Genomic DNA, 23189 nt, shown 5'->3' on the forward strand with positions numbered 1-23189 from the left:
CAACCGAACCGGCTGTTTGTGTGAAGTGATTCACATCCGCCGTGTCGATGGAGGCGCATTATAGGGAGTTCTCAGCCCCCCGCAATAGAAAAATGACATAAAAATGACTGACTGCTGCATTCCACAGCAAAACCCGCCTTTATACCCATTTACACACAGACTTATCCACAATCCGGTAAAAGGACAAAAATTCGCGAGCGTTGCGCAAACGTTTTCGTTACAATGCCCGCGCAAAAATAACGCACCCCTTCTGGGGTGTTAGCTGAGTTTTTGGATCAATAAGGATCCTAAAATTCACCTAACACTCTCTGTTAAAGTCAAATCCAGGGGATTTACCATGCAACAACGTCGTCCAGTCCGCCGCGCTTTGCTCAGTGTTTCTGACAAGGCCGGTATTGTCGAATTCGCACAGGCGCTCTCTCAGCGTGGCGTAGAACTGCTCTCTACGGGCGGCACCGCTCGTCTGCTGGCAGATAAAGGTCTGCCGGTGACCGAAGTCTCCGACTACACCGGTTTTCCGGAAATGATGGATGGACGTGTAAAAACCCTGCACCCGAAAGTGCACGGCGGCATTCTTGGCCGTCGCGGCCAGGATGATGCGATCATGGCGCAGCACGCGATCGCGCCGATCGATATGGTGGTTGTTAACCTTTATCCGTTCGCCCAGACCGTAGCCCGTGAAGGTTGCTCGCTGGAAGACGCCGTAGAGAATATTGATATCGGCGGCCCGACCATGGTGCGCTCCGCAGCGAAGAACCACAAAGATGTCGCGATTGTTGTAAAGAGCAGCGATTACAGCGCCATCATTAATGAGATGGATGCCAACGAAGGCTCTCTGACGCTGGATACCCGTTTTGATCTGGCGATCAAAGCCTTTGAACATACTGCCGCTTACGACAGCATGATCGCCAACTACTTCGGTAGCCTGGTGCCCGCCTATCACGGTGAGAGCAAAGAGCCTGCTGGTCGCTTCCCGCGTACGCTGAACCTGAACTTCATTAAGAAGCAGGATATGCGTTACGGCGAGAACAGCCACCAGCAAGCAGCCTTCTATATAGAAGAAGAGGTGAAGGAAGCGTCCGTTGCCACCGCGCAACAGCTGCAAGGCAAGGCGCTTTCCTATAACAATATTGCCGACACCGACGCAGCGCTGGAGTGTGTAAAAGAGTTCAGCGATGCAGCCTGTGTGATTGTGAAACACGCCAACCCATGCGGCGTCGCCGTTGGCAGCTCGATTCTGGATGCCTACGAGCGCGCGTATAAAACCGATCCGACGTCTGCTTTCGGCGGCATTATCGCTTTTAACCGCGAGCTGGATGCTCAAACTGCACAGGCGATCATCTCCCGCCAGTTTGTCGAAGTGATCATTGCTCCGTCTGCCACCGAAGACGCGTTGAAAGTCACCGCAGCCAAGCAGAACGTGCGTGTTCTGGTGTGCGGCCAATGGGCGCAGCGTGTCGCGGGGCTGGATTTCAAACGCGTTAACGGTGGTCTGCTGGTTCAGGATCGCGATCTGGGCATGGTGACCGAAAATGCGCTGCGCGTGGTCAGCAAACGCCAACCAACCGAACAAGAACTGCGTGATGCATTGTTCTGCTGGAAAGTGGCGAAGTTCGTCAAATCCAACGCCATTGTTTACGCAAAAGAGAACATGACCATCGGCATTGGCGCAGGCCAGATGAGCCGCGTCTACTCCGCGAAGATCGCCGGGATCAAAGCCGGTGACGAAGGACTGGAAGTTAAAGGCTCGGCCATGGCCTCTGATGCCTTCTTCCCGTTCCGTGATGGCATTGATGCTGCCGCAGCCGTCGGTGTGACCTGCGTTATCCAGCCGGGGGGTTCCATTCGTGATGACGAAGTGATTGCCGCCGCTGATGAGCATGGCATTGCAATGATCTTTACCGACATGCGCCACTTCCGCCATTAATCTACGGAGCAAACAATGAAAGTATTAGTGATTGGTAACGGCGGGCGCGAGCACGCGCTGGCCTGGAAAGCAGCACAGTCACCGCTGGTTGAAACCGTTTTTGTTGCTCCGGGCAATGCCGGCACCGCGCTTGAGCCTGCGCTGCAAAACGTCGCAATCGGCGCCACCGATATCCCCGCACTGTTGAGTTTCGCGCAGAGCGAAAAAATCGATCTGACCATCGTTGGTCCGGAAGCTCCGCTGGTAATTGGCGTGGTGGATGCATTCCGCGCTGCGGGTCTGACTATTTTTGGCCCAACGCAGGGCGCAGCGCAGCTGGAAGGCTCCAAGGCGTTCACCAAAGACTTCCTGGCCCGCCACAACATCCCAACGGCGGAGTACCAGAATTTCACCGAGGTTGAACCCGCGCTGGCTTATCTGCGTGAAAAAGGCGCACCCATCGTGATCAAAGCCGACGGTCTGGCTGCAGGCAAAGGCGTGATCGTCGCAATGACGCTTGAAGAAGCCGAAGCCGCCGTTAACGACATGCTGGCGGGTAATGCCTTTGGCGATGCGGGTCATCGTATCGTTATTGAAGAGTTCCTCGACGGCGAAGAAGCCAGCTTTATCGTGATGGTTGACGGCGAGCATGTCCTGCCGATGGCCACCAGCCAGGATCACAAACGCGTGGGCGATGGCGACACCGGCCCGAACACCGGCGGTATGGGGGCTTACTCGCCTGCCCCGGTGGTCACCGATGAAGTGCATCAGCGCACCATGGAACGTGTCATCTGGCCAACCGTGCGCGGGATGGCGGCGGAAGGCAATACCTACACCGGTTTCCTGTATGCCGGTCTGATGATCGACAAGCAGGGCAACCCGAAAGTGATCGAGTTCAACTGCCGCTTTGGCGACCCGGAAACGCAACCGATCATGCTGCGTATGCAGTCCGATCTGGTGGAGCTTTGCCTGGCGGCCTGCGAAGGTAAGCTGGATGAGAAAACCTCACAGTGGGACCCGCGCGCCTCGCTGGGTGTAGTCATCGCGGCCGGGGGGTATCCGGGCAATTATCGCAATGACGATGTGATCCACGGCCTGCCGCTGGAAGAAGCAGCGGACGGCAAAGTGTTCCATGCGGGTACCAAACTCGCCGCTGACGACCAGGTACTGACCAATGGCGGGCGTGTATTGTGCGTGACAGCGCTGGGCAATACCGTTGCTGAAGCGCAGCAGCGCGCTTACGCATTGATGAGCGATATTCACTGGGATGGCAGCTTCAGCCGCCGGGATATTGGTTACCGCGCGATAGCACGTGAGCAGGGCAAGTAATTATTCCCTCACCCTGACCCTCTCTCCACTAAAGGGGAGAGGGAACCGTTCAGTGAGCCCGTAAGGGAGCGTAGCCGCCATCTGGCAATTCACCGGGTGGCGCTGCGCTGACCCTGACGACGTATCAGAAATGTTTCTCTGTCGGTTGCCAGCGGCAGAAGTCCTCATTCGCCACCAGCAACAGCTGTACGCCTTCCGGCGCTTCCAGCCACGCCACGCTGACCGCGGTTGTGGAATGGCTCTGACGGCGTTCTACGCGCTCTAACGCGTACGCATCCAGATCCGGCTTGACCGTCTCACCTTCGCAAGTCTGCACCGTATGATTCGCCTGCCAGCGCCCCTGACGCAGCACCACACGCCCCAGGCGCAACGCATCGCTGGTCTGGCGGATTTGCTCTGCACGATAGCGGTAGAGTGCAATCTGGTCACTGGAGAGCTGCTGTTTCTGACCATCGACTTCCCGCTGCATAAAGCTCAACTCTCCACGGTCGTCAAACCGGGCGCGAATATGTTCAGGGGGAGTACTGTAGATATTGAGTTCGACGAGGGTCAACGCGTCGCCTTGCCAGCGATACTCGCCCAACGTGGTGTTCCCGTGATGCCACGGGCTAAAAGCGGAAAGCAGATGTGTCTCTCCACCGGAATCTTTACGCCAGATACGCACCGCGCCCTGATCGCCGGCAAAACCGCTGGCGGTAAACGGAGGCAGAGTGGAATCATGGCTGCAGGCAGCCAGCAACAGCGCGCCAGCCAGCATCAGCGGGCGACGCCAGAATGACAAAAGGGGCGAAACCGCCCCTTCGACAAAACTGTTCACTGCCACGCTGTCTTACTTAACAGAGTCTTTCAGTGCTTTACCAGAAACAAATGCCGGCACGTTAGCTGCGGCGATTTTGATTTCTTTACCGGTCTGCGGGTTGCGGCCAGTACGCTCAGCGCGGTGGTTCACTTTGAAGGTACCGAAACCAACCAGTTGTACAGCATCACCTTCTTTCAGAGACTCAGTAATAGCAGCCAGGGTGGATTCCAGTGCAGCTTTCGCTTGCGCTTTAGACAGATCAGCCTTGTCTGCAATTACATCAATCAGTTGAGTCTTGTTCATAAGTTATCCTTTCAATGTGTTTATCGCTTGCTAAGCATCGAGTGCGACGGAAATGCCTCAAAAGCACTCTCCTGCATACACGCACCGATAGCCACTTATTTTCGCCCCCCAAATGTAGACCAGACGGGGGTGCGAAGGGAAGCCTTCTGGCACGACAAAACAGGCGTTAAATCACGTTTTATTGTCTCATTGCTGCAAATTTATACCGATATTGCTGTCGCCGGCCTCACGCAAGTCTGCGCGTAGCCCTTTGATCAACTCAATGTCGCGTTCTTCGCAGTCAGCCAGAAGGCGGAAAATCTCCCACTGAATGTCCCATTCCTGCTCTACTGCGGGGTTCAGTCGCAGCTCTTCATCGGTCATTTCACGACCCGCCTGGGTCATTTCCAGCATCGCGACGGTGGTGATAGAAGTCTTGCTGACCTCAATGGCATGCTCAAGCGTTTCGCCGCTCAGGCGTGAATGAATCAATTCGCTTAATGCCACGCAGGCATCGATCGCCGGGTAGACGCCATACAAATCGTAATCATCAGCCGCCGGAATCGCCTCTTCCAGCTTCTCAAGCTGGCTGTCGAAATTCACCTTCGCGTCTTTTACCACCTGCGTTTCCCACACCAGGTCGAGAATACGTCGGTAGAGCTGCGCGTCGCCAAACTCCGTTTGCTGACAAAACATGGCGTAATTGGGGTACATGCGTTCGCACAGACAGGCCATAAAGACAACGTGCTGCCAGCTTTCCAGCTTTTCCAGACGCAGGTGAATCGGATTTTGTAACATGATCGCTTCTCAAAGTCGGTATTAGGCGCAGTTTACCTGATATCACGCTGAATTGCCTGCCAACGCGTAAACGCCGGACGACCAGACGCCACGGCATCTGCCCAGCGCGTCGGCTCAGGCAGGCGGTAGCCTTTCATACAGCGCTGCACCCACGCCAGAGCACTATCCTGGCTCACCCGGTGCCCGGTCGTGATAAACAACGGATTGCAGCGTGCTTTACTGCGCCACACCCATGCCAGCTTCTCACCTTTATCCATCAGCGGCGACAACGCGCCAGGTTGGTCGGCAAGCGGCTCAAACTTGCCGCACAGCCGTTTCTTCGCCACGCCAATGGTGGGCACATCCACCAGCAGGCCAAAATGGCTGGCAACGCCAAGGCGGCGCGGATGGGAGATGCCGTGACCGTCCACAAAGAGCAGATCCGGCTTTTGCGACAGCTGTTCCCACGCCGCCAGCAACGCCGGATACTCACGAAACGACAGGAAACCCGGAATATAAGGCATGGTGGTGGGAATACGCGCCACCTGATACTCGATAAGCGCCAACGACGGGTACGAAAGCAGCACCATGGCCGCTCGCGTCACTTCACCACCCTGCTCGAAACCTACATCCGCACCGCCGATCACTGTCGGCGGATCGTTATCAAGGCGATCCTCATGGATCACCGATGAAGCCAGTTCACGTTGTTGGTCGCGTAGTGACGCGAGATCCATATTCTCTCCTTACTGGTGCCAGGAGGCCGACAGACGGTGTACCGCCTCCACAAATGCGCCGGCATGTTCCGGCGGAACATCCTGATGAATGCCGTGCCCAAGGTTAAACACATGGCCCTCGCCTTTGCCGAAGCCCGCAAGAATGGAAGCGACTTCTTCTTCAATACGTGCAGGCGGTGCATACAGCATGGACGGATCCATATTCCCTTGCAGGGCGACTTTATGGCCTACACGACGGCGTGCATCGGCGATGTCCGTGGTCCAGTCCAGGCCCAACGCATCACAACCGGTCTCCGCCATCGCTTCCAGCCACTGCCCGCCACCTTTGGTAAACAGCGTGACCGGCACACGACGGCCTTCATTTTCACGCAACAGGCCATCAACGATTTTATGCATGTAATAGAGCGAGAACTGTTGATAATCACGCCCCGTGAGGACGCCGCCCCAGGTGTCAAAAATCATCACCGACTGCGCCCCGGCGCGGATCTGCGCGTTAAGGTACAACGTGACGCTTTGCGCCAGCTTATCCAGCAGCAGATGCAGCGTCTTCGGGTCGGCGTACATCATTTTTTTGATCACGGTAAAGGCTTTGCTGCTGCCGCCTTCCACCATGTAGGTCGCCAGCGTCCACGGACTCCCGGAGAAGCCAATCAGCGGCACCTCGCCTTTCAGCTCGCGACGGATGGTGCGCACAGCGTTCATCACATAGCCCAGCTCGCTTTCCGGGTCCGGCACCGGGAGTTTCTCAACATCCGCTTTTGAGGTGATGGGGGAAGTGAACCGCGGCCCTTCGCCCGCTTCGAAATAGAGCCCAAGGCCCATCGCGTCCGGTATGGTGAGAATGTCCGAGAAGAGGATCGCCGCATCAAGCGGATAACGGCGCAGCGGTTGTAGCGTCACTTCGCAGGCAAGATCCGCGTTTTTACACAGCGACATAAAGTCGCCCGCTTGTGCGCGCGTCGCTTTGTATTCCGGTAAATAGCGGCCCGCCTGGCGCATCATCCATACCGGCGTCATGTCTACTGGCTGGCGCTGAAGCGCGCGCAGGTAACGATCGTTTTTCAGTTCGGTCATTGTCAGTTCCTTAAGCGTCAGGCCGCCAGTATATACGCCTTACTCGTACTCTGCGCGGCACATCGCCACCGTGTCTTCGATCAGGCGGCGCGCAACGGTGCCCGGCGGCGGCAACAGGGGTAACTCGTCATAACGATACCAGCCCGCATCCAGTAGCTCTTTCGGGTCGATATGAATATCACCGCTGTCATAATCCGCCATAAAGGCAGTCATTAATGATTGGGGAAAGGGCCATGGCTGAGAGGTAACATAACGCAAATTTTTAACCTTAATGCCACTCTCTTCCATCACTTCACGGGCCACCGCCTGCTCCAGGGTTTCGCCTACTTCAACAAACCCGGCAAGCACAGTGTAAATCCCGTTACGATGGCGCGTATGCTGCGCCAGAAGAATCGCGTCATCGCGGCGGATGGCGACGATAATGCAGGGGGCTATTTGCGGATAGTAGCGCTCACGGCAGTGATCACACAGCATTGCCCACTCGGTTTTGCTCGGGTGCATGGTGTGCCCGCAGTAACCGCAAAACTGATGTGAACGGTAAAATTCCGCCAGTTGCACGCCGCGCCCGGCCAACTGGAACAGCCCGGCGTCCTGATCGATCACCTGGCGTACGGATCCCATGTCCTGGCGGCGATTCTGGCGGATCATCCATACCGGTTCGCCCTGCCATTCACCGATATGAAGCGCGCTCTGCCCCACAAGATCGAAATTTCCTGCCTGCCCGTGTGGTAATTCTCCACCGGGCAACCATAATTTTTGTTCATGGCTTACTATCCACCAGCCATGATCCCGGGCGTCAATAATACGTACCATTTGGTGCACTACCTTAGCTTCACTGGCGTTTTGTTAACATTATTATTACATTTGGGTGAGCATTTTTTCACTTACATATTGCGGAGCCAATTATGCTAAACCAGTTAGAAAGCCTGACAGAGCGCGTTGGAGGAAGTAACACACTTGTCGACCATTGGCTGCTAGTACGTAAGCAACTTCTCGTTTCTTACTACAATCTGGTTGGCATTAAGCCTGGCAAAGGATCGTACATGCAGCTTAATGAAAAAGCGCTGGACGATTTCTGTCACAACCTGGTGGAGTACCTCTCCGCAGGTCACTTCAGTATTTATGAACGCGTCATTCGCGAAATGGAAGGGAGCAATCCACTTTTAATCGCTAACCAGCTCTATCCGCTGCTGGAAGCCAACACCCTCGAAATCATGAATTACTACGATACCAGCCTGGAAAACGCCATTGATGATGATAACTGTCTGGAATTCCAGCAGGCGCTTTCCGACATCGGCGAGGCGCTGGAGGCCCGCTTTATGCTGGAGGACAAACTGATCGTGCTGGCTTTTGATAACAATCTCAAAGAGAGCGCCAATGACGAAAGCGGCATGGCGCGCCCTGCTTGAATTCTTAAAAAGTAACGCGTAGTTTAAAAAGCAGTTCCCCGTCTGAGGACGGGGGTTTTTCTTGTCGGAGTGCCTATCTCTCCACTACATGATTCGCAATACCGCGAAGCGGCGCGAAAGATGAAGTGGAAAAGGCTGAGACCGTTAATTCGGGATCCGCGGAACCTGATCGGGTTAAGACCTGCGAAGGGAACAAGAGTAATCCATTCACATCAACCACCCTTACGGGCGGTTTGTTGCCATTACTCCATCCGTCGTCTGACAAGCCATCTCCTTTTAATTCTGGAATGAGCTATGTCTGCAAAACTTACACGCCGTGAACAACGCGCCCAGGCGCAACACTTTATCGACACGCTGGAAGGCACCGCTTTCCCCAACTCACACCGTATTTACGTCACCGGTTCACAGCCCGATATCCGCATCCCAATGCGCGAAATCCGGCTCAGCCCAACGCTGACTGGCGGCACAAAAGAGCATCCTCAGTTTGAAGAGAACGAAGCTGTACCGGTTTACGACACCTCCGGCCCGTATGGCGATCCGGCAGTCACCATCGATGTGCAACAAGGTCTGGCCAAGCTACGCGCCCCCTGGATCGCCGCGCGCGATGACAGTGAAACGCTTGATGAACGCAGTTCGGCTTACACCAACGCACGTCTGGCGGATGAAGGCCTTGATGAGCTGCGCTTCAACGGGCTGCTGACGCCGCGCCGCGCCAAAGCCGGTCAACGCGTCACCCAGCTACACTACGCCCGCAAAGGGATCGTCACGCCGGAAATGGAATTTATCGCCATTCGCGAAAATATGGGCCGCGAACGTATTCGCAGCGAAGTGCTGCGCAGACAGCATCCGGGCGAAGGTTTTGGCGCCCGCCTGCCGAACAATATCACGCCGGAGTTTGTGCGCAATGAAGTCGCCGCGGGCCGCGCGATCATTCCGGCCAACATCAACCACCCGGAATCAGAGCCGATGATCATCGGACGTAACTTCCTGGTGAAAGTGAACGCCAACATCGGCAACTCAGCAGTGACCTCGTCCATCGAAGAGGAAGTGGAAAAACTGGTGTGGTCAACCCGCTGGGGCGCAGACACGGTGATGGATCTGTCCACCGGGCGCTATATCCACGAAACCCGCGAATGGATCCTGCGTAACAGCCCGGTGCCGATCGGTACAGTACCGATCTACCAGGCGCTGGAGAAGGTCAACGGGATCGCCGAAGATCTCAACTGGCAGGCATTCCGCGATACGCTGCTCGAACAGGCGGAACAAGGGGTGGATTATTTCACTATCCACGCAGGCGTCTTGTTGCGTTACGTCCCGATGACCGCGCAGCGCCTGACCGGCATTGTTTCCCGTGGCGGGTCGATCATGGCGAAGTGGTGCCTCTCCCACCATCAGGAGAACTTCCTTTACACCCACTTCCGCGAAATTTGTGAAATCTGCGCCGCTTACGATGTCTCGCTGTCGCTCGGCGATGGCCTGCGTCCGGGTTCAATCCAGGATGCCAACGACGAAGCGCAATTTGCCGAACTGCACACACTGGGCGAACTGACCAAAATCGCCTGGGAGTACGACGTGCAGGTGATGATTGAAGGCCCGGGGCATGTGCCGATGCAGATGATCCGCCGCAATATGACCGAAGAACTGGAGCACTGCCACGAAGCGCCGTTCTACACGCTTGGACCGCTGACCACCGATATCGCACCGGGTTACGACCACTTTACCTCCGGCATTGGCGCAGCAATGATTGGCTGGTTTGGCTGCGCCATGCTCTGTTATGTCACCCCCAAAGAGCACCTGGGCCTGCCAAACAAAGAGGATGTTAAACAGGGCTTAATCACCTACAAAATCGCCGCCCATGCTGCTGACCTGGCAAAAGGCCACCCTGGCGCACAGATCCGCGATAACGCCATGTCGAAAGCGCGCTTTGAGTTCCGCTGGGAAGATCAGTTTAATCTCGCGCTGGATCCCTTTACCGCCCGTGCTTATCACGATGAAACCCTGCCGCAGGAGTCCGGCAAAATCGCCCACTTCTGCTCAATGTGTGGGCCGAAATTCTGCTCGATGAAAATCTCTCAGGAAGTGCGCGATTACGCGGCGGCGCAGGCCATCGAAGCCGGGATGAATGATAAGTCGAACGACTTCCGCGCCCGCGGCGGCGAAATCTACCTGAAAAAGGAGGAAGCCTGATGTACCAACCCGACTTTCCTCCGGTACCGTTTCGCCTCGGTCTCTACCCGGTTGTCGATAGCGTTGAGTGGATCGCCCGCTTGCTGGAAGCGGGCGTGCGCACCCTGCAACTGCGTATCAAAGACAAACGCGAACATGAGGTCGAAGACGATATCGCTGCCGTCATCGCGCTGGGACGACGTTACAACGCGCGGTTATTTATCAACGACTACTGGCGGCTGGCCATAAAACACCAGGCGTACGGCGTACATCTTGGCCAGGAAGACCTGGAAACCGCCGACCTGAGCGCCATTCGCGCGGCGGGTCTGCGCCTGGGCGTCTCCACGCATGACGATATGGAGATGGATATCGCACTGGCGGCACGTCCTTCGTATATCGCGCTCGGCCATGTTTTCCCGACGCAAACCAAACAGATGCCCTCCGCGCCACAGGGGCTGGAACAACTGGCGCGCCATATTGCGCGGCTGGGAGATTACCCTACGGTCGCCATTGGCGGCATCAGCCTTGCACGCGCAGCGGATGTGCTGGCGACGGGCGTGGGCAGTATTGCGGTGGTCAGCGCCATCACCCAAGCCGCAGACTGGCGGCAGGCCACGGAACAGTTGCTGACGCTTGCGGGGGTGGGCGATGAATGATCGCGATTTTATGCGCTACAGCCGCCAGATCCTGCTGGAAGATATTGCCATTGTCGGCCAGCAAAAGCTGCTTGCCAGCCGGGTGCTGGTTGTCGGCCTTGGCGGCCTCGGCGCCCCTGCGGCGGTGTACCTTGCCGGTGCAGGTATCGGCACGCTGGTGCTGGCGGATGACGATGCTGTGCATCTGAGCAACCTTCAGCGGCAGATCCTCTTTACCACCGACGATATCAATCAGCCAAAAACCCAGGTTACCGCACAGCGGTTGCAGCAACTTAACCCCGATATTGCGCTGATTCCCCTGCAACAACGCTTAAACGGCGAGGCACTGCGCCAGCAGGTTGCTCAGGCTGATGTGGTACTGGATTGCAGTGACAATATGGTCACACGACAGGCTGTTAACGCAGCCTGCGTCGCGCTGGAAACCCCGCTGGTTACCGCCAGCGCAGTCGGTTTTGGCGGCCAGCTCATGGTGCTGACGCCGCCCTGGCAGCAAGGTTGCTATCGCTGCCTGTGGCCGGACGAAAGCGAACCGGAACGCAACTGCCGCACGGCGGGGATTGTGGGTCCGGTGGTGGGGATCATGGGCGCAATGCAGGCACTGGAAGCCATCAAATTGTTGAGCGGCATGCACACCACCAGCGGCGAACTGCGTCTGTTTGATGCCCGCACCAATCTCTGGCGAACCCTGGCGCTACATCGCGCCAGCAATTGCCCGGTTTGCGGAGGGCGAGATGCAAATACGCTTCAATGACGAACCGATGCGCTGCACTGCCGGGCTTTCCATTGCTACGCTGCTTAACCAGCTCAACCAGTTAAAACCGGGCGTCGCACTGGCGTTAAACGAACAGATCCTGCCGCGCGAGCGGTGGGAAGACCATCTTGTGCAGGACGGCGATCGGATCCTGCTGTTTCAGGTTATTGCAGGGGGCTGAGATGTTACGTATTGCAGATAAAACATTTTCTTCACGGCTGTTTACCGGTACAGGTAAGTTCGCCGCGCCACATCTTATGATCGATGCTATCCGCGCATCCGGCAGCGAGCTGGTGACGCTGGCGATGAAACGGGTCGATCTGCGCCAGCACAGCGATGGTATTTTGCAGCCACTGCGTGAAGCGGGTGTGACGCTGTTGCCCAACACATCGGGGGCAAAAAATGCGGAAGAGGCTATCTTTGCCGCGCAGCTGGCGCGGGAAGCGCTCGGTACCCACTGGTTAAAACTGGAGATTCACCCGGATGCGCGCTGGCTGCTGCCCGATCCGATAGAAACCCTGCGCGCCGCAGAGAAACTGGTGCAAATGGGTTTTGTCGTGCTGCCCTATTGCGGCGCCGATCCGGTACTGTGTAAGCGGCTGGAAGAGGCGGGCTGCGCAGCAGTGATGCCGCTTGGCGCGCCGATAGGATCAAACCAGGGGCTGGAAACGCGCGCAATGCTGGAGATTATCATCGAGCAGGCCAGCGTGCCGGTGGTGGTGGATGCGGGCATTGGCGCGCCCAGTCATGCCGCCCTGGCGTTGGAGATGGGTGCCGATGCGGTGCTGGTGAATACCGCCATCGCCGTGGCCGACGACCCGGTTACCATGGCGCGCGCTTTCCGCCTGGCGGTAGAAGCCGGTTCGTTGGCGCGCGATGCCGTACCCGGTGCGCGCCAGCGTTACGCGACCGCCACCAGCCCGCTCACCGGTTTCCTGGAGAGTGCCTTATGACCACCTTTACCGAACGTTGGCGGCAACTGAACTGGGACGATATTCGTCTGCGGATCCACAGCAAAACCACGGCGGATGTCGAGCGGGCGCTCCATGCGCCACACATCACGCGCGAAGATTTGATGGCGCTACTCTCCCCCGCCGCCAGCGACTTTCTTGAACCGATGGCGCAGCAGGCGCAGAAACTCACCCGCCAGCGTTTTGGCAACACGGTCAGCTTCTATGTGCCGTTATATCTTTCCAATCTCTGCGCGAATGATTGCACCTATTGCGGCTTCTCGATGAGTAATCACCTGAAACGCAAGACGCTGGATGAGAATGAGATTGCCCGTGAGTGCGCCGCGCTACGCGAGCTGGGGTTTGAGCATCTGCTGTTGGTCACCGGTGAACATCAGGGAAAAGTGGGGATGGATTATTTTCGCCGCCATTTCCCTTCCATTCGCCGCCAGTTCGCTTCATTACAGATGGAAGTTCAGCCTCTCGCTCAGGAAGAGTATGCCGAGCTGAAAACCCTCGGTCTGGATGGCGTGATGGTCTATCAGGAGACCTACCACCAAAGCATGTACGCGAAACATCATCTGCGGGGTAAAAAGCAGGATTTTTTCTGGCGGCTGGAAACACCGGATCGATTAGGGCGTGCGGGGATCGATAAAATCGGTCTTGGGGCATTAATTGGTCTGAGCGACAGCTGGCGGGTGGACTGCTATATGGTGGCGGAACACCTGTTGTGGTTACAGCAACACTACTGGCAGAGTCGCTACTCCATCTCATTTCCCCGTTTGCGGCCCTGCGCGGGCGGTATTGAGCCGGCATCGATCATGGATGAACGCCAACTGGTGCAAACCATCTGCGCCTTCCGCCTGCTGGCACCGGATGTCGAGCTGTCGCTCTCGACCCGCGAATCCCCCCACTTTCGCGATCACGTTATCCCACTGGCCATCAATAACGTCAGCGCGTTTTCCAAAACGCAGCCTGGCGGCTATGCAGATGATCATCCGGAACTGGAACAGTTTAGCCCTCATGACGGACGTCGCCCGCAAGAGGTCGCCAGCGCCCTCATGGCAAGAGGGTTGCAGCCGGTATGGAAAGATTGGGATAGCTGGTTGGGACGCGCTCCGCAAAAAAACAGCAACGGACTGATAATGAATTAAAATTTCCCGGCACCGCTCGTAAAAACATGAGAGTGTTGTCGCACACAGACAGCCCGATCGTGCATTCTATCGCTGTCAGTTATCTTACTGACAGGAGTTCAGGCACCATGAATCCCCTCATGAGCTTATACTGACTCCCTCCCTGGCTGGCGTAAAAAACCAGCCAGTTTTATATGCATCACCCATCACAGCCATAGAGCACAATATTTAGTCATAGCATCCTCTCCAGGCGTTATAATCACCGCATAATAAATGCCGGTACGGCATGCATGTTCGATGTTGATGGGATCATCATCTTTCCTCTAACCCCTTATACTTTACCTGCCACCTCAATGATGAATGATCAAGGATATGAAAATTCACAATCGACAACTCTCGTTCACAACCCCGATTCTGTTGAGCTTCGCCGGGATTTTTGTGAGTTTTATCGTCATCGCTTTTTTGGTGACCTTCAGCCAGCAAAAGGAAATGCTGGAGAAATACCACGATATAAATCGTAACTTTACCCATAACCTGGCGTTAAATTACACACAGTCGATTCTTCGCGAGAATGACTACATCCTGAACCGCGCCGCAACCTTCTTCTCCCATGACGATCAATTAGACGCCACGGTGACGGGCGATCGTGAACATGGACTCAAATTACTGATGCAGTTGCTGGCGCTGATGCCGTCAGTCTCTTCGATTTCACTGGCTGATTCGCGGGGCACGTATCTGCGGGCTCCGCAGGTAATCGCCAATGGCGAGAGCGATAGATTTGATGCCCGCACGCGCCCGTGGTTTATGCATCAGGCTGAAGCCAGCATGTTTAACCACTACACCAGCGCCTATGAGGATTACTTTACCCACAATCCGACGGTCAGTATTTATAAGCCGGTGATCACCCCGGATGGCAAGCTCAAAGGTACGCTGGCTTTTCACCTCGACGTCGCCTCAATGAGCTTTACGCTGCGCACCACCCAATCGCCGATGCCTGGCGAGTTTTTCATTGTCGACCGTGAAGGCAAAGCGATGCTGCACCCGGACAGCGGCGCGCTGTTCAAAACCTTCGTCAGACCGGAATTACTGTCAGCGATGACCAGCGGTGAAGGGATGGTCTACGACGAAAAAACCGCGACATGGTATTACTACTATTCGTTTACTAATCCGGACTGGTTCGCCATTTACACGGTTTCCGCCGCCACTCTGGATAGCCTGGCCCGGCACTCCACGCTGATTGTCAGTTGGGGATTTGGCACGGCCGCCGTCCTGATCGTCCTGTTTGGTCTCTATTTACGCCATGCCTCACGTACGGTGCTAATGAATATCATCAGTTCGATAAACACCGGTGATGTGAAACGGGCGCCAAAGCTTGAAGCCATGCTCAGTAAAGCCATCCTCAGCAATAAAGAACGCGAGCAGTCATGGGTACGACAGGCGACCATGGACGCGCTAACCAACTGCAAAAACCGCCGTGCGTTCGATGGTGATATTGCGGCGTTGATGAACGATCACCAGCCATTTGCCCTGGCGCTGGTGGATGTTGATAACTTCAAATCCATTAACGACACATGGGGCCATCTCAACGGCGATATCGTGCTACGCAACGTCGCGCGGGAAGGGATCCAGGTGATGCAACCGCACACGCTTTCGGTTTATCGCTACGGCGGTGAGGAGTTCGCGGTTCTTTTCCCACACACATCACTCACTGATGCGACGGCGTTGCTGGAGCAGTGGCGCAAAAATGTAGAAGGCCGGAGCTGGCGTGAAGAAGGGCTGTCCGTCACTTTCAGCGCCGGGCTTGGTGAGTGGCATATGGAGCCGCTGGAGCAACTTATCGTCAGCGTCGACGAAGCGCTTTATAAAGCAAAACAGCAAGGTAAGAATCGGATCCTGCACGTAAATAGCGATTAATGCAGTGAGTACCGCATACCTGTAACCGGTTTCACGTAAACCAGGGATTCTTTGTGATGCCATACACACAATCACGGTAAAGCGGTTGTTGAACCCGGCGCTGCAGGATCATTATCAACTATCCCATCAACACCGAGGCTGACTATGAAAAACATCGTTTTATGCTGTGCTGCAGGTATGTCCACCAGCATGTTGGTGCAACGCATGAAAGACGCAGCGCAGAAAAAAGGCGTCGACGTTTCTATTAAGGCGGTTCCTGTCGCGGAATTTAAGGACGAAATTGCAACGGCAGATATCGTGTTGCTGGGGCCGCAGGTGAAATACGAGCAGGCAAAGCTGCAGGCACAGGCGGAACCATTGGGTAAGAAAGTCGCGGTTATCGATATGATGGATTACGGCATGATGAAGGGTGATGTCGTACTGGAAAAAGCCCTTAAGTTACTGGAGTAAGCACATGGAAGATTTAGAAACCATCATTATGGAATTGCTGGTTAACGCCGGCGCCGCGCGCAGTCAGGCGCTTACGGCGCTGCAACAGGCGCGTAAAGGTGATTTTGACGGCGCGGAACAAGCGATGGAAGAGTCGCGAGAGTTTGTGAAGGCTGCGCATAAAATTCAAACCCAGCTGATCGGGCTGGATGAGGGAACCGGCAAACTACCGGTCAACCTGATCACCGTCCATTCGCAGGATCATCTGATGAACGCGATGGTGATTCAGGATCTGGCTGGCGATATGATCGAACTTTATCGTCGATTACCGCCCCGCGACTGATCCCTGTTCTTTCAAAAATGCCCGCGCTGCGGGCATTTTTGTTGCTGCCAGAAGTGGTGACGTGTTTTACGCGCCAATTTATGGCACAACATAGCATCAACTCCGTTAGCCAGCCCGTACAGGTCTTCTATGCCCGCCGTGCCGTTTCCTTTTTATACCTTCTCTATTTTGGTGATTTTGCTGCTTAAGGTCTGCCTGCAACGCGCGCCAGGATACCGCAGCGCAGCAACATTTATTAGCGGCTGCGCACTGTTGGTGTTCATGTCTGCGCTGCGCTGGCAGTTCGATGCCGTGATCCTGCGTCAACTCCAGTCGATTGTCGCCATTGCACTACCGCCGTTGGCGTGGCGCTGCTTTGCACGTCTGACCACGCAAAACAGGCAGCAAAAATTTCCCCGCTACCTGATTGCTCCCCTGATCGCGCTGCTGCTCAACCTCGTCGCCCCAATGACGACGGACGCCATACTGATGTTGCTGTTCATTGGCTACGGCGGCGCGTTGATCAGAACCGCGCGACAAGGGGCCGATGCCTTTATCTTCACCCGCTTGCAAGATGCCGGGCCCGCCTCATTAATGACATTTATTGCTGGCTGCTTTCTCTGTTTTTCCGGCCTGACTGATTTAGCCATCGCCGTAGATTTTGGCGTTTATCAAGGGCAACAAGCACCGCAGTTGGTGGCGCTTTCACAGGCGATCTTGCTGCCCTTTATCTGTCTGGCCATCGTCTACAGTTGGAAAAACGTACCGCCTGTTACCCCCCTCATCGCAGAACCTGTCGAGGAAGATCGCCCCTGCGATGAGGAGGCCGAACATTTCTGCCAGCGTATCGAAGCGCGCATTGATGAAGAAAAGTGGTTTCTGCAAACCGATCTCACACTCAATGCGCTGGCGCGAAAACTGGGCATCCCTGCACGACAGATCTCACAAGCCGTCAACCAGGCGCGCAGCTGCAACGTATCACAATGGATCAACCGCTTTCGCATCCATTATGCTCAACGCTTACTGCTGGAGAGCTCTGCCCCGGTCACGGATATCATGCTGGATGCCGGGTTTGCGACGAAATCCAATTTCAACCGTGAATTCGTCCGCATTAGCGGGATGACACCAACGGATTACCGGCGCGCGGCGGTTGGTAAGCCAGCGCCTGATTCAGAAAAGTGCTGATCGCCTTGAGCAGGTGCAGATGAATCGCGTTACGGCTGAGCGTGCCGCCATCTTCGCAGACAATCCCCTCGCCAGGTGCTTCTTGCTCAATCAGCGCTGCCGCGCCAGGTTTACACATCTGCATAAAACTAAAGTGCGTCGCACCCTCAACGCGGCGATAGTGCTGGCGGTCAGCAGGAATATACGCAGCCAGATACCCCGACTCCAGTCTGGCGGGCAGTGCGTCACTATCCGCCTGCGCAGCCATAATCATGACGGGAACCGCTATCTGCCGGAGACTATCCGGACGGAAACCACGCGCCAGCCCCAGATCCAGCGAAACCACCGCCTTAATACGGGGTTCGCGTGTATCTACCGCCAGCTTGCTGGCAGCCAGAGGCTGGTCGATCCCCAGTTTTGCTGTCAATTTGCACCCCGACAGGTTCGGATGTTGCTGGCAATCCGTGATAAAGCGCTGTGCATCAAAACGGGCTCCCGCCAGTTCCAGCACCGTCCAGCCCCCAAGCGAATGCCCGATCGCCGCAATACGCTGGGTATCCACCTGCCCGGCAAGATCGGGAGTAGCGATCACCTTATTCATTACGTGCCGAAGATCCTGCGGGCGTAGCCACAGTTGCTGTGCATCCTGCGGATGCTGGTTACCTGTGGTCGTGCCGGGATGATCAACGGCTGCCACAATGTACCCTTGCAAAACCATCCGTTGCGCCAGCCAGTTAAGGTTACGCCAGTTACCACCATAGCCATGAGAGATCAGTAATAGAGGATGCTCGCCAGATGCGGGTTCGGCATCGCGCAGCGCTCGTGTGCCGCTGAACGCAATATTTTCCCCTATCATTTGCGATGCACCACGTTGCAGAGTGGGATACCAGAGCGCAACGTCAAGGGGACGGGAACTCTCCTCATCAATACGCAACTGACGAAAGGCGGTTTCGCCCCAGGCAGTACTGCTGAGCAGAACCGTAAGAAACAGAACAAAAAGGCGTGACATGTTGAGTACCAGGTTAATTAACACAGGCCTATTCTGGTCACACGTGCCTGCGATATGCGTCCTGGAACGCGATCGAGGACTTTTTTGACGGTATTTTCATGAAATGCAGGCATAAAAAAACCCGCCGAAGCGGGTTTTTTATTACAAGAAACGATTACTCGTTGTCTGAGCCACCCAGACCTGCGTTCAGCAGTTCTGCCAGGCTCGCGGTCGCATCTTCCGCAGTCACCTGCGGTGCTGCCGGCAGTTCGCCAGCGGCGCGACGGCGCATACGATCCTGGTGGTACGCATAACCGGTACCGGCCGGGATCAGACGACCCACGATAACGTTCTCTTTCAGACCGCGCAGTTCGTCGCGTTTGCCCGCAACGGCTGCTTCGGTAAGCACACGAGTGGTCTCCTGGAACGATGCCGCGGAGATGAAGGACTCGGTAGCCAGAGACGCTTTGGTGATACCCAGCAGATCGCGTGCATAAGTTGCACCGATTTTGCCGTTCGCTTCCAGATCGCGGTTAGCGATCTTAACGCGAGAGTATTCAACCTGCTCACCTTCGAGGAACTCGGAGCTGCCCGCGTTCACGATGGTGGCTTTACGCAGCATCTGACGAACGATAACTTCGATGTGCTTATCGTTGATCTTAACGCCCTGCAGACGGTAAACGTCCTGTACTTCGTTGGTGATATAACGCGTTACCGCGTGTACGCCACGAAGACGCAGAATGTCGTGCGGTGCTTCCGGACCGTCGGAAACCACGTCACCACGTTCTACACGTTCACCTTCAAACACGTTGAGCTGACGCCATTTCGGGATCATCTCTTCGTACGGATCGCTACCGTCAACCGGCGTGATCACCAGACGGCGTTTACCTTTGGTCTCTTTACCGAAGGAAATGATACCGCTGATTTCAGCCAGGATTGCCGGCTCTTTCGGACGACGTGCTTCGAACAGGTCCGCAACGCGCGGCAGACCACCGGTAATATCCTTGGTACCGCCGGATTCCTGCGGAATACGCGCCAGGGTATCACCAGAGCTGATCTGAACGCCATCTTCCAGCTGAACAATCGCTTTACCCGGCAGGAAGTACTGCGCAGGCATATCGGTACCCGGGATCAGAACATCGTTGCCGTTAGCGTCAACGATTTTCAGTGCCGGACGCAGGTCTTTACCACCCGCGGTACGCTCTGCGGAGTCCAGAACCACCAGTGAAGACAGACCGGTCAGTTCGTCGGTCTGACGCGTAATCGTCTGGCCGTCGATCATATCGGTAAAGCGGATGAAACCCGCCACTTCGGTGATAACCGGCATGGTGTGCGGATCCCAGTTTGCAACGGTTTCACCGCCGGCAACCTGCTCACCATCACCTTTCGCCATTACCGCACCGTAAGGCACTTTATAGCTTTCTTTGGTACGACCGAATTCGTCGATCAGTTTCAGCTCAGTGTTACGTGAGGTAACAACCAGTTTACCGCTGGAGTTAACAACCGACTTCGCATTGCTCAGACGGATGCTACCTTTGTTTTTCACCTGGATGCTGGATTCAGCAGCCGCACGAGATGCCGCACCACCGATGTGGAACGTACGCATCGTCAGCTGTGTACCCGGCTCACCGATGGACTGTGCCGCGATAACGCCGATTGCTTCACCTTTGTTGATGATGTGGCCACGCGCCAGGTCACGACCATAGCAGTGCGCACATACACCAAAGTCGGTGTCACAGGATACAACGGAACGCACTTTAACGGAGTCAACAGAGTTCGCTTCCAGCAGGTCACACCACTGTTCGTGCAGCAGCGTGTTGCGCGGAACCAGAATGTCTGCCGTACCCGGTTTCAAAATGTCTTCAGCAGTCACACGACCCAGAACGCGATCGCGCAGCGGCTCTTTAACGTCGCCACCTTCGATAACCGGCGTCATGGTGATACCTTCGAGGGTGCCACAATCGTCTTCGGTTACAACCAGGTCCTGCGCAACGTCTACCAGACGACGAGTCAGGTAACCGGAGTTCGCAGTTTTCAGTGCGGTATCCGCCAGACCTTTACGCGCACCGTGTGTGGAGATGAAGTACTGGAGTACGTTCAGACCTTCACGGAAGTTCGCGGTGATCGGCGTTTCGATGATGGAGCCATCCGGCTTCGCCATCAGACCACGCATACCAGCAAGCTGACGAATCTGGGCTGCAGAACCACGCGCACCGGAGTCGGCCATCATGTAGATGCTGTTAAAGGAAACCTGCTGCTCTTCAACGCCGTCACGGTTAATCACGGTTTCGGTCTGCAGGTTATCCATCATCGCTTTGGATACGCGGTCGTTCGCCGCAGCCCAAATATCGATGACTTTGTTATAGCGTTCGCCAGCGGTTACCAGACCAGACTGGAACTGCTCCTGGATCTCAGCAACTTCAGCTTCCGCTTCGCTGATGATCTCGTGTTTTTTCGCCGGGATGACCATGTCATCGATACCAACGGATGCACCTGAACGCGCTGCATAAGCAAAGCCGGTGTACATCGTCTGGTCAGCAAAAATAACGGTCGGTTTCAGGCCCAGAATGCGGTAACAGGTGTTCAGCATTTTGGAGATGGCTTTCTTGCCCAGCGCCTGGTTGACGATGGAGAAAGGCAGACCTTTCGGTACGATCATCCACAGAATCGCACGGCCAACGGTCGTGTCTTTCAGGCTGGTTTTCGCAACGAATTCGCCGTTAGCATCTTTTTCGTATTCAGTGATACGCACTTTAACGCGCGCATGCAGAGAGGCCAGGCCGGCGCGATAAATACGCTCAGCTTCTTTCGGGCCAGTCAGCACCATGCCTTCGCCTTTGGCGTTAACACAGTCACGGGTCATGTAGTACAGACCCAGAACAACGTCCTGAGACGGAACGATGATAGGTTCGCCGTTCGCCGGAGACAGAATGTTGTTGGTGGACATCATCAGCGCACGCGCTTCCAGCTGGGCTTCCAGCGTCAGCGGTACGTGAACAGCCATCTGGTCACCATCGAAGTCGGCGTTGTATGCCGCACAAACCAGCGGGTGCAGCTGGATAGCTTTACCTTCGATCAGTACCGGTTCAAATGCCTGGATACCCAAACGGTGCAGGGTTGGTGCACGGTTCAGCAGTACCGGGTGTTCGCGGATCACTTCGTCCAGGATATCCCAAACGACAGCTTCTTCGCGCTCAACCATTTTCTTCGCGGCTTTGATGGTGGTGGCGAGGCCACGCAGTTCCAGCTTGCCGTAGATGAACGGTTTGAACAGCTCCAGCGCCATTTTCTTCGGCAGACCGCACTGATGCAGACGCAGGTATGGACCTACGGTGATTACAGAACGACCGGAGTAGTCAACACGTTTACCGAGCAGGTTCTGACGGAAACGACCCTGTTTACCTTTGATCATATCGGCCAAAGATTTCAGCGGACGTTTGTTGGAACCGGTGATCGCACGACCGCGACGACCGTTATCCAGCAGGGCGTCGACCGCTTCCTGCAGCATACGTTTTTCGTTGCGTACGATGATGTCCGGCGCCGCCAGATCCAGCAGGCGTTTCAGACGGTTGTTACGGTTGATCACGCGACGGTACAGATCGTTCAGATCCGACGTTGCGAAACGACCACCGTCCAGCGGAACCAGCGGACGCAGGTCCGGCGGCAGCACTGGCAGAACAGTCAGGATCATCCACTCCGGCTTGTTACCAGACTGTACGAACGCTTCCAGCAGTTTGATACGCTTGGTCAACTTCTTACGTTTGGTTTCGGAGTTGGTTTCGTTCAGCTCTTCGCGCAGTTGTTCGCATTCCTGCTCCAGATCCATGCTTTTCAGCAGGGCCTGAATAGCTTCGGCGCCCATTTTCGCGTCGAATTCGTCACCGAACTCTTCCAGCGCGTCCAGGTACTGTTCTTCGGTCAGGATCTGGTTACGTTCCAGATTGGTCATACCGCCTTCGATAACCACATAGGATTCGAAGTACAGAACGCGTTCGATATCGCGCAGCGGCATATCCAGCAGCAGACCGATACGGGACGGCAGAGATTTCAGGAACCAAATGTGGGCGGTCGGAGACGCCAGCTCAATGTGGCCCATGCGCTCACGACGCACTTTAGTCTGGGTCACTTCAACGCCGCACTTCTCACAGATCACACCACGGTGTTTCAGGCGCTTGTACTTACCGCACAGGCACTCGTAGTCTTTTACTGGCCCGAAAATACGCGCACAGAAAAGGCCGTCACGCTCAGGCTTGAACGTACGGTAGTTGATGGTTTCCGGCTTCTTAACTTCACCAAAAGACCATGAACGGATCATGTCTGGCGAGGCCAGAGCAATTTTGATCGCATCAAACTCTTCGGTTTTAGTTTGCGCTTTCAGAAACTTTAATAAGTCTTTCACGGATTTG

Annotated in this window: 21 protein-coding genes and 1 riboswitch; of the genes, 13 read left to right on the forward strand and 8 right to left on the reverse strand. The window is 55.6% G+C overall.

Annotated elements, in window-relative coordinates:
• Window positions 1-337 precede the first annotated feature (337 nt).
• Both purH and purD read left to right on the forward strand, forming a co-directional pair.
• Window positions 338-1927, forward strand: coding sequence for a bifunctional phosphoribosylaminoimidazolecarboxamide formyltransferase/IMP cyclohydrolase (gene purH / locus ACQ3G7_RS24050; RefSeq protein WP_430892744.1), 1590 nt, complete (start codon window positions 338-340; stop codon window positions 1925-1927).
• Window positions 1928-1942: 15 nt separating this feature from the next.
• Window positions 1943-3235, forward strand: a complete 1293-nt coding sequence (purD, locus tag ACQ3G7_RS24055; RefSeq protein ID WP_430892746.1) for a phosphoribosylamine--glycine ligase — start codon at window positions 1943-1945, stop codon at window positions 3233-3235.
• Between the two features lie 124 nt (window positions 3236-3359).
• Here the strand turns inward: purD and ACQ3G7_RS24060 are convergent, their stop codons facing one another.
• The 6 genes from ACQ3G7_RS24060 to nudC all read right to left on the reverse strand — a co-directional run bounded on the left by ACQ3G7_RS24060 (window position 3360) and on the right by nudC (window position 7714).
• On the reverse strand, window positions 3360-4052 hold the full coding sequence (locus tag ACQ3G7_RS24060) for a DUF1481 domain-containing protein (RefSeq protein ID WP_430892774.1): 693 nt from the start codon (window positions 4050-4052) through the stop codon (window positions 3360-3362).
• Between the two features lie 12 nt (window positions 4053-4064).
• Entirely contained in the window at window positions 4065-4337 is a 273-nt protein-coding gene (gene hupA, locus ACQ3G7_RS24065; protein WP_035890328.1) for a nucleoid-associated protein HU-alpha, read from the reverse strand.
• A 186-nt stretch (window positions 4338-4523) separates the two neighbouring features.
• Entirely contained in the window at window positions 4524-5114 is a 591-nt protein-coding gene (locus ACQ3G7_RS24070; RefSeq protein WP_061498966.1) for a YjaG family protein, read from the reverse strand.
• Between the two features lie 32 nt (window positions 5115-5146).
• Window positions 5147-5827: a deoxyribonuclease V gene (nfi, locus tag ACQ3G7_RS24075; protein ID WP_263098482.1), complete on the reverse strand. Its 681-nt coding sequence runs from the start codon at window positions 5825-5827 to the stop codon at window positions 5147-5149.
• Between the two features lie 9 nt (window positions 5828-5836).
• Complete coding sequence (hemE, locus tag ACQ3G7_RS24080) at window positions 5837-6901, reverse strand: uroporphyrinogen decarboxylase (protein WP_430892749.1); 1065 nt, start codon at window positions 6899-6901, stop codon at window positions 5837-5839.
• A 39-nt stretch (window positions 6902-6940) separates the two neighbouring features.
• Window positions 6941-7714, reverse strand: a complete 774-nt coding sequence (gene nudC, locus ACQ3G7_RS24085; protein WP_263098484.1) for an NAD(+) diphosphatase — start codon at window positions 7712-7714, stop codon at window positions 6941-6943.
• Between the two features lie 92 nt (window positions 7715-7806).
• On the opposite strand from nudC, the gene rsd reads away from it, so the two are divergent.
• The 11 genes from rsd (at window position 7807) to ACQ3G7_RS24140 (ending at window position 17816) form a co-directional block, all read left to right on the forward strand.
• Window positions 7807-8310 carry a sigma D regulator gene (gene rsd / locus ACQ3G7_RS24090; protein WP_263098485.1) on the forward strand — a complete coding sequence of 168 codons (504 nt, stop codon included), beginning with the start codon at window positions 7807-7809 and terminating at the stop codon, window positions 8308-8310.
• 55 nt (window positions 8311-8365) lie between these two features.
• Window positions 8366-8519: riboswitch (TPP riboswitch) on the forward strand.
• Between the two features lie 85 nt (window positions 8520-8604).
• Complete coding sequence (gene thiC, locus ACQ3G7_RS24095; protein ID WP_430892751.1) at window positions 8605-10497, forward strand: phosphomethylpyrimidine synthase ThiC; 1893 nt, start codon at window positions 8605-8607, stop codon at window positions 10495-10497.
• Window positions 10497-11132 carry a thiamine phosphate synthase gene (gene thiE, locus ACQ3G7_RS24100; RefSeq protein ID WP_430892753.1) on the forward strand — a complete coding sequence of 212 codons (636 nt, stop codon included), beginning with the start codon at window positions 10497-10499 and terminating at the stop codon, window positions 11130-11132. The genes thiC and thiE overlap by 1 nt, the downstream gene beginning before the upstream one ends.
• Entirely contained in the window at window positions 11125-11883 is a 759-nt protein-coding gene (locus ACQ3G7_RS24105; protein WP_430892755.1) for a HesA/MoeB/ThiF family protein, read from the forward strand. Before thiE ends, ACQ3G7_RS24105 begins: the two co-directional genes overlap by 8 nt.
• Window positions 11864-12064, forward strand: a complete 201-nt coding sequence (thiS, locus tag ACQ3G7_RS24110) for a sulfur carrier protein ThiS (protein ID WP_430892757.1) — start codon at window positions 11864-11866, stop codon at window positions 12062-12064. The genes ACQ3G7_RS24105 and thiS overlap by 20 nt, the downstream gene beginning before the upstream one ends.
• 1 nt (window position 12065) lies before the next feature.
• Window positions 12066-12836 carry a thiazole synthase gene (thiG, locus tag ACQ3G7_RS24115; protein WP_430892759.1) on the forward strand — a complete coding sequence of 257 codons (771 nt, stop codon included), beginning with the start codon at window positions 12066-12068 and terminating at the stop codon, window positions 12834-12836.
• Window positions 12833-13987, forward strand: coding sequence for a 2-iminoacetate synthase ThiH (thiH, locus tag ACQ3G7_RS24120; RefSeq protein ID WP_430892761.1), 1155 nt, complete (start codon window positions 12833-12835; stop codon window positions 13985-13987). The genes thiG and thiH overlap by 4 nt, the downstream gene beginning before the upstream one ends.
• A 351-nt stretch (window positions 13988-14338) precedes the next feature.
• Window positions 14339-15880, forward strand: coding sequence for a sensor domain-containing diguanylate cyclase (locus ACQ3G7_RS24125; protein ID WP_430892763.1), 1542 nt, complete (start codon window positions 14339-14341; stop codon window positions 15878-15880).
• Between the two features lie 144 nt (window positions 15881-16024).
• The gene (locus tag ACQ3G7_RS24130; RefSeq protein ID WP_061499003.1) at window positions 16025-16330 is read left to right on the forward strand and encodes a PTS sugar transporter subunit IIB; all 306 of its coding nucleotides are present in this window, start codon (window positions 16025-16027) and stop codon (window positions 16328-16330) included.
• A 4-nt stretch (window positions 16331-16334) separates the two neighbouring features.
• A complete protein-coding gene (locus ACQ3G7_RS24135) occupies window positions 16335-16652 on the forward strand; it encodes a PTS lactose/cellobiose transporter subunit IIA (RefSeq protein ID WP_263098493.1) in 318 nt (105 codons plus the stop codon).
• A 129-nt stretch (window positions 16653-16781) separates the two neighbouring features.
• Window positions 16782-17816 carry a helix-turn-helix domain-containing protein gene (locus ACQ3G7_RS24140; protein WP_430892766.1) on the forward strand — a complete coding sequence of 345 codons (1035 nt, stop codon included), beginning with the start codon at window positions 16782-16784 and terminating at the stop codon, window positions 17814-17816.
• Here ACQ3G7_RS24140 and ACQ3G7_RS24145 read toward each other — a convergent pair.
• Together ACQ3G7_RS24145 and rpoC are read right to left on the reverse strand one after the other, a co-directional pair.
• The gene (locus ACQ3G7_RS24145) at window positions 17743-18804 is read right to left on the reverse strand and encodes an alpha/beta hydrolase family protein (protein WP_430892768.1); all 1062 of its coding nucleotides are present in this window, start codon (window positions 18802-18804) and stop codon (window positions 17743-17745) included. The two genes, ACQ3G7_RS24140 and ACQ3G7_RS24145, sit on opposite strands and share 74 nt — an antisense overlap.
• A gap of 154 nt (window positions 18805-18958) precedes the next feature.
• Complete coding sequence (gene rpoC / locus ACQ3G7_RS24150; protein ID WP_263098496.1) at window positions 18959-23182, reverse strand: DNA-directed RNA polymerase subunit beta'; 4224 nt, start codon at window positions 23180-23182, stop codon at window positions 18959-18961.
• Between the last annotated feature and the right edge of the window lie 7 nt (window positions 23183-23189).

The organism is Kosakonia sp. N21 (assembly GCF_050587465.1).
Classification (GTDB): Bacteria; Pseudomonadota; Gammaproteobacteria; order Enterobacterales; family Enterobacteriaceae.

Bases quoted from the DNA above. Each gene is read 5' to 3' on its own strand.
- purH (WP_430892744.1), top strand. From the start codon at position 338: ATGCAACAACGTCGTCCAGTCCGCCGCGCTTTGCTCAGTGTTTCTGAC.
- purD (WP_430892746.1), top strand. From the start codon at position 1,943: ATGAAAGTATTAGTGATTGGTAACGGCGGGCGCGAGCACGCGCTGGCC.
- hupA (WP_035890328.1), bottom strand. From the start codon at position 4,337: ATGAACAAGACTCAACTGATTGATGTAATTGCAGACAAGGCTGATCTG.
- ACQ3G7_RS24070 (WP_061498966.1), bottom strand. From the start codon at position 5,114: ATGTTACAAAATCCGATTCACCTGCGTCTGGAAAAGCTGGAAAGCTGG.
- nfi (WP_263098482.1), bottom strand. From the start codon at position 5,827: ATGGATCTCGCGTCACTACGCGACCAACAACGTGAACTGGCTTCATCG.
- hemE (WP_430892749.1), bottom strand. From the start codon at position 6,901: ATGACCGAACTGAAAAACGATCGTTACCTGCGCGCGCTTCAGCGCCAG.
- nudC (WP_263098484.1), bottom strand. From the start codon at position 7,714: ATGGTACGTATTATTGACGCCCGGGATCATGGCTGGTGGATAGTAAGC.
- rsd (WP_263098485.1), top strand. From the start codon at position 7,807: ATGCTAAACCAGTTAGAAAGCCTGACAGAGCGCGTTGGAGGAAGTAAC.
- thiC (WP_430892751.1), top strand. From the start codon at position 8,605: ATGTCTGCAAAACTTACACGCCGTGAACAACGCGCCCAGGCGCAACAC.
- thiE (WP_430892753.1), top strand. From the start codon at position 10,497: ATGTACCAACCCGACTTTCCTCCGGTACCGTTTCGCCTCGGTCTCTAC.
- ACQ3G7_RS24105 (WP_430892755.1), top strand. From the start codon at position 11,125: ATGAATGATCGCGATTTTATGCGCTACAGCCGCCAGATCCTGCTGGAA.
- thiS (WP_430892757.1), top strand. From the start codon at position 11,864: ATGCAAATACGCTTCAATGACGAACCGATGCGCTGCACTGCCGGGCTT.
- thiG (WP_430892759.1), top strand. From the start codon at position 12,066: ATGTTACGTATTGCAGATAAAACATTTTCTTCACGGCTGTTTACCGGT.
- thiH (WP_430892761.1), top strand. From the start codon at position 12,833: ATGACCACCTTTACCGAACGTTGGCGGCAACTGAACTGGGACGATATT.
- ACQ3G7_RS24125 (WP_430892763.1), top strand. From the start codon at position 14,339: ATGAAAATTCACAATCGACAACTCTCGTTCACAACCCCGATTCTGTTG.
- ACQ3G7_RS24130 (WP_061499003.1), top strand. From the start codon at position 16,025: ATGAAAAACATCGTTTTATGCTGTGCTGCAGGTATGTCCACCAGCATG.
- ACQ3G7_RS24135 (WP_263098493.1), top strand. From the start codon at position 16,335: ATGGAAGATTTAGAAACCATCATTATGGAATTGCTGGTTAACGCCGGC.
- ACQ3G7_RS24140 (WP_430892766.1), top strand. From the start codon at position 16,782: ATGCCCGCCGTGCCGTTTCCTTTTTATACCTTCTCTATTTTGGTGATT.
- ACQ3G7_RS24145 (WP_430892768.1), bottom strand. From the start codon at position 18,804: ATGTCACGCCTTTTTGTTCTGTTTCTTACGGTTCTGCTCAGCAGTACT.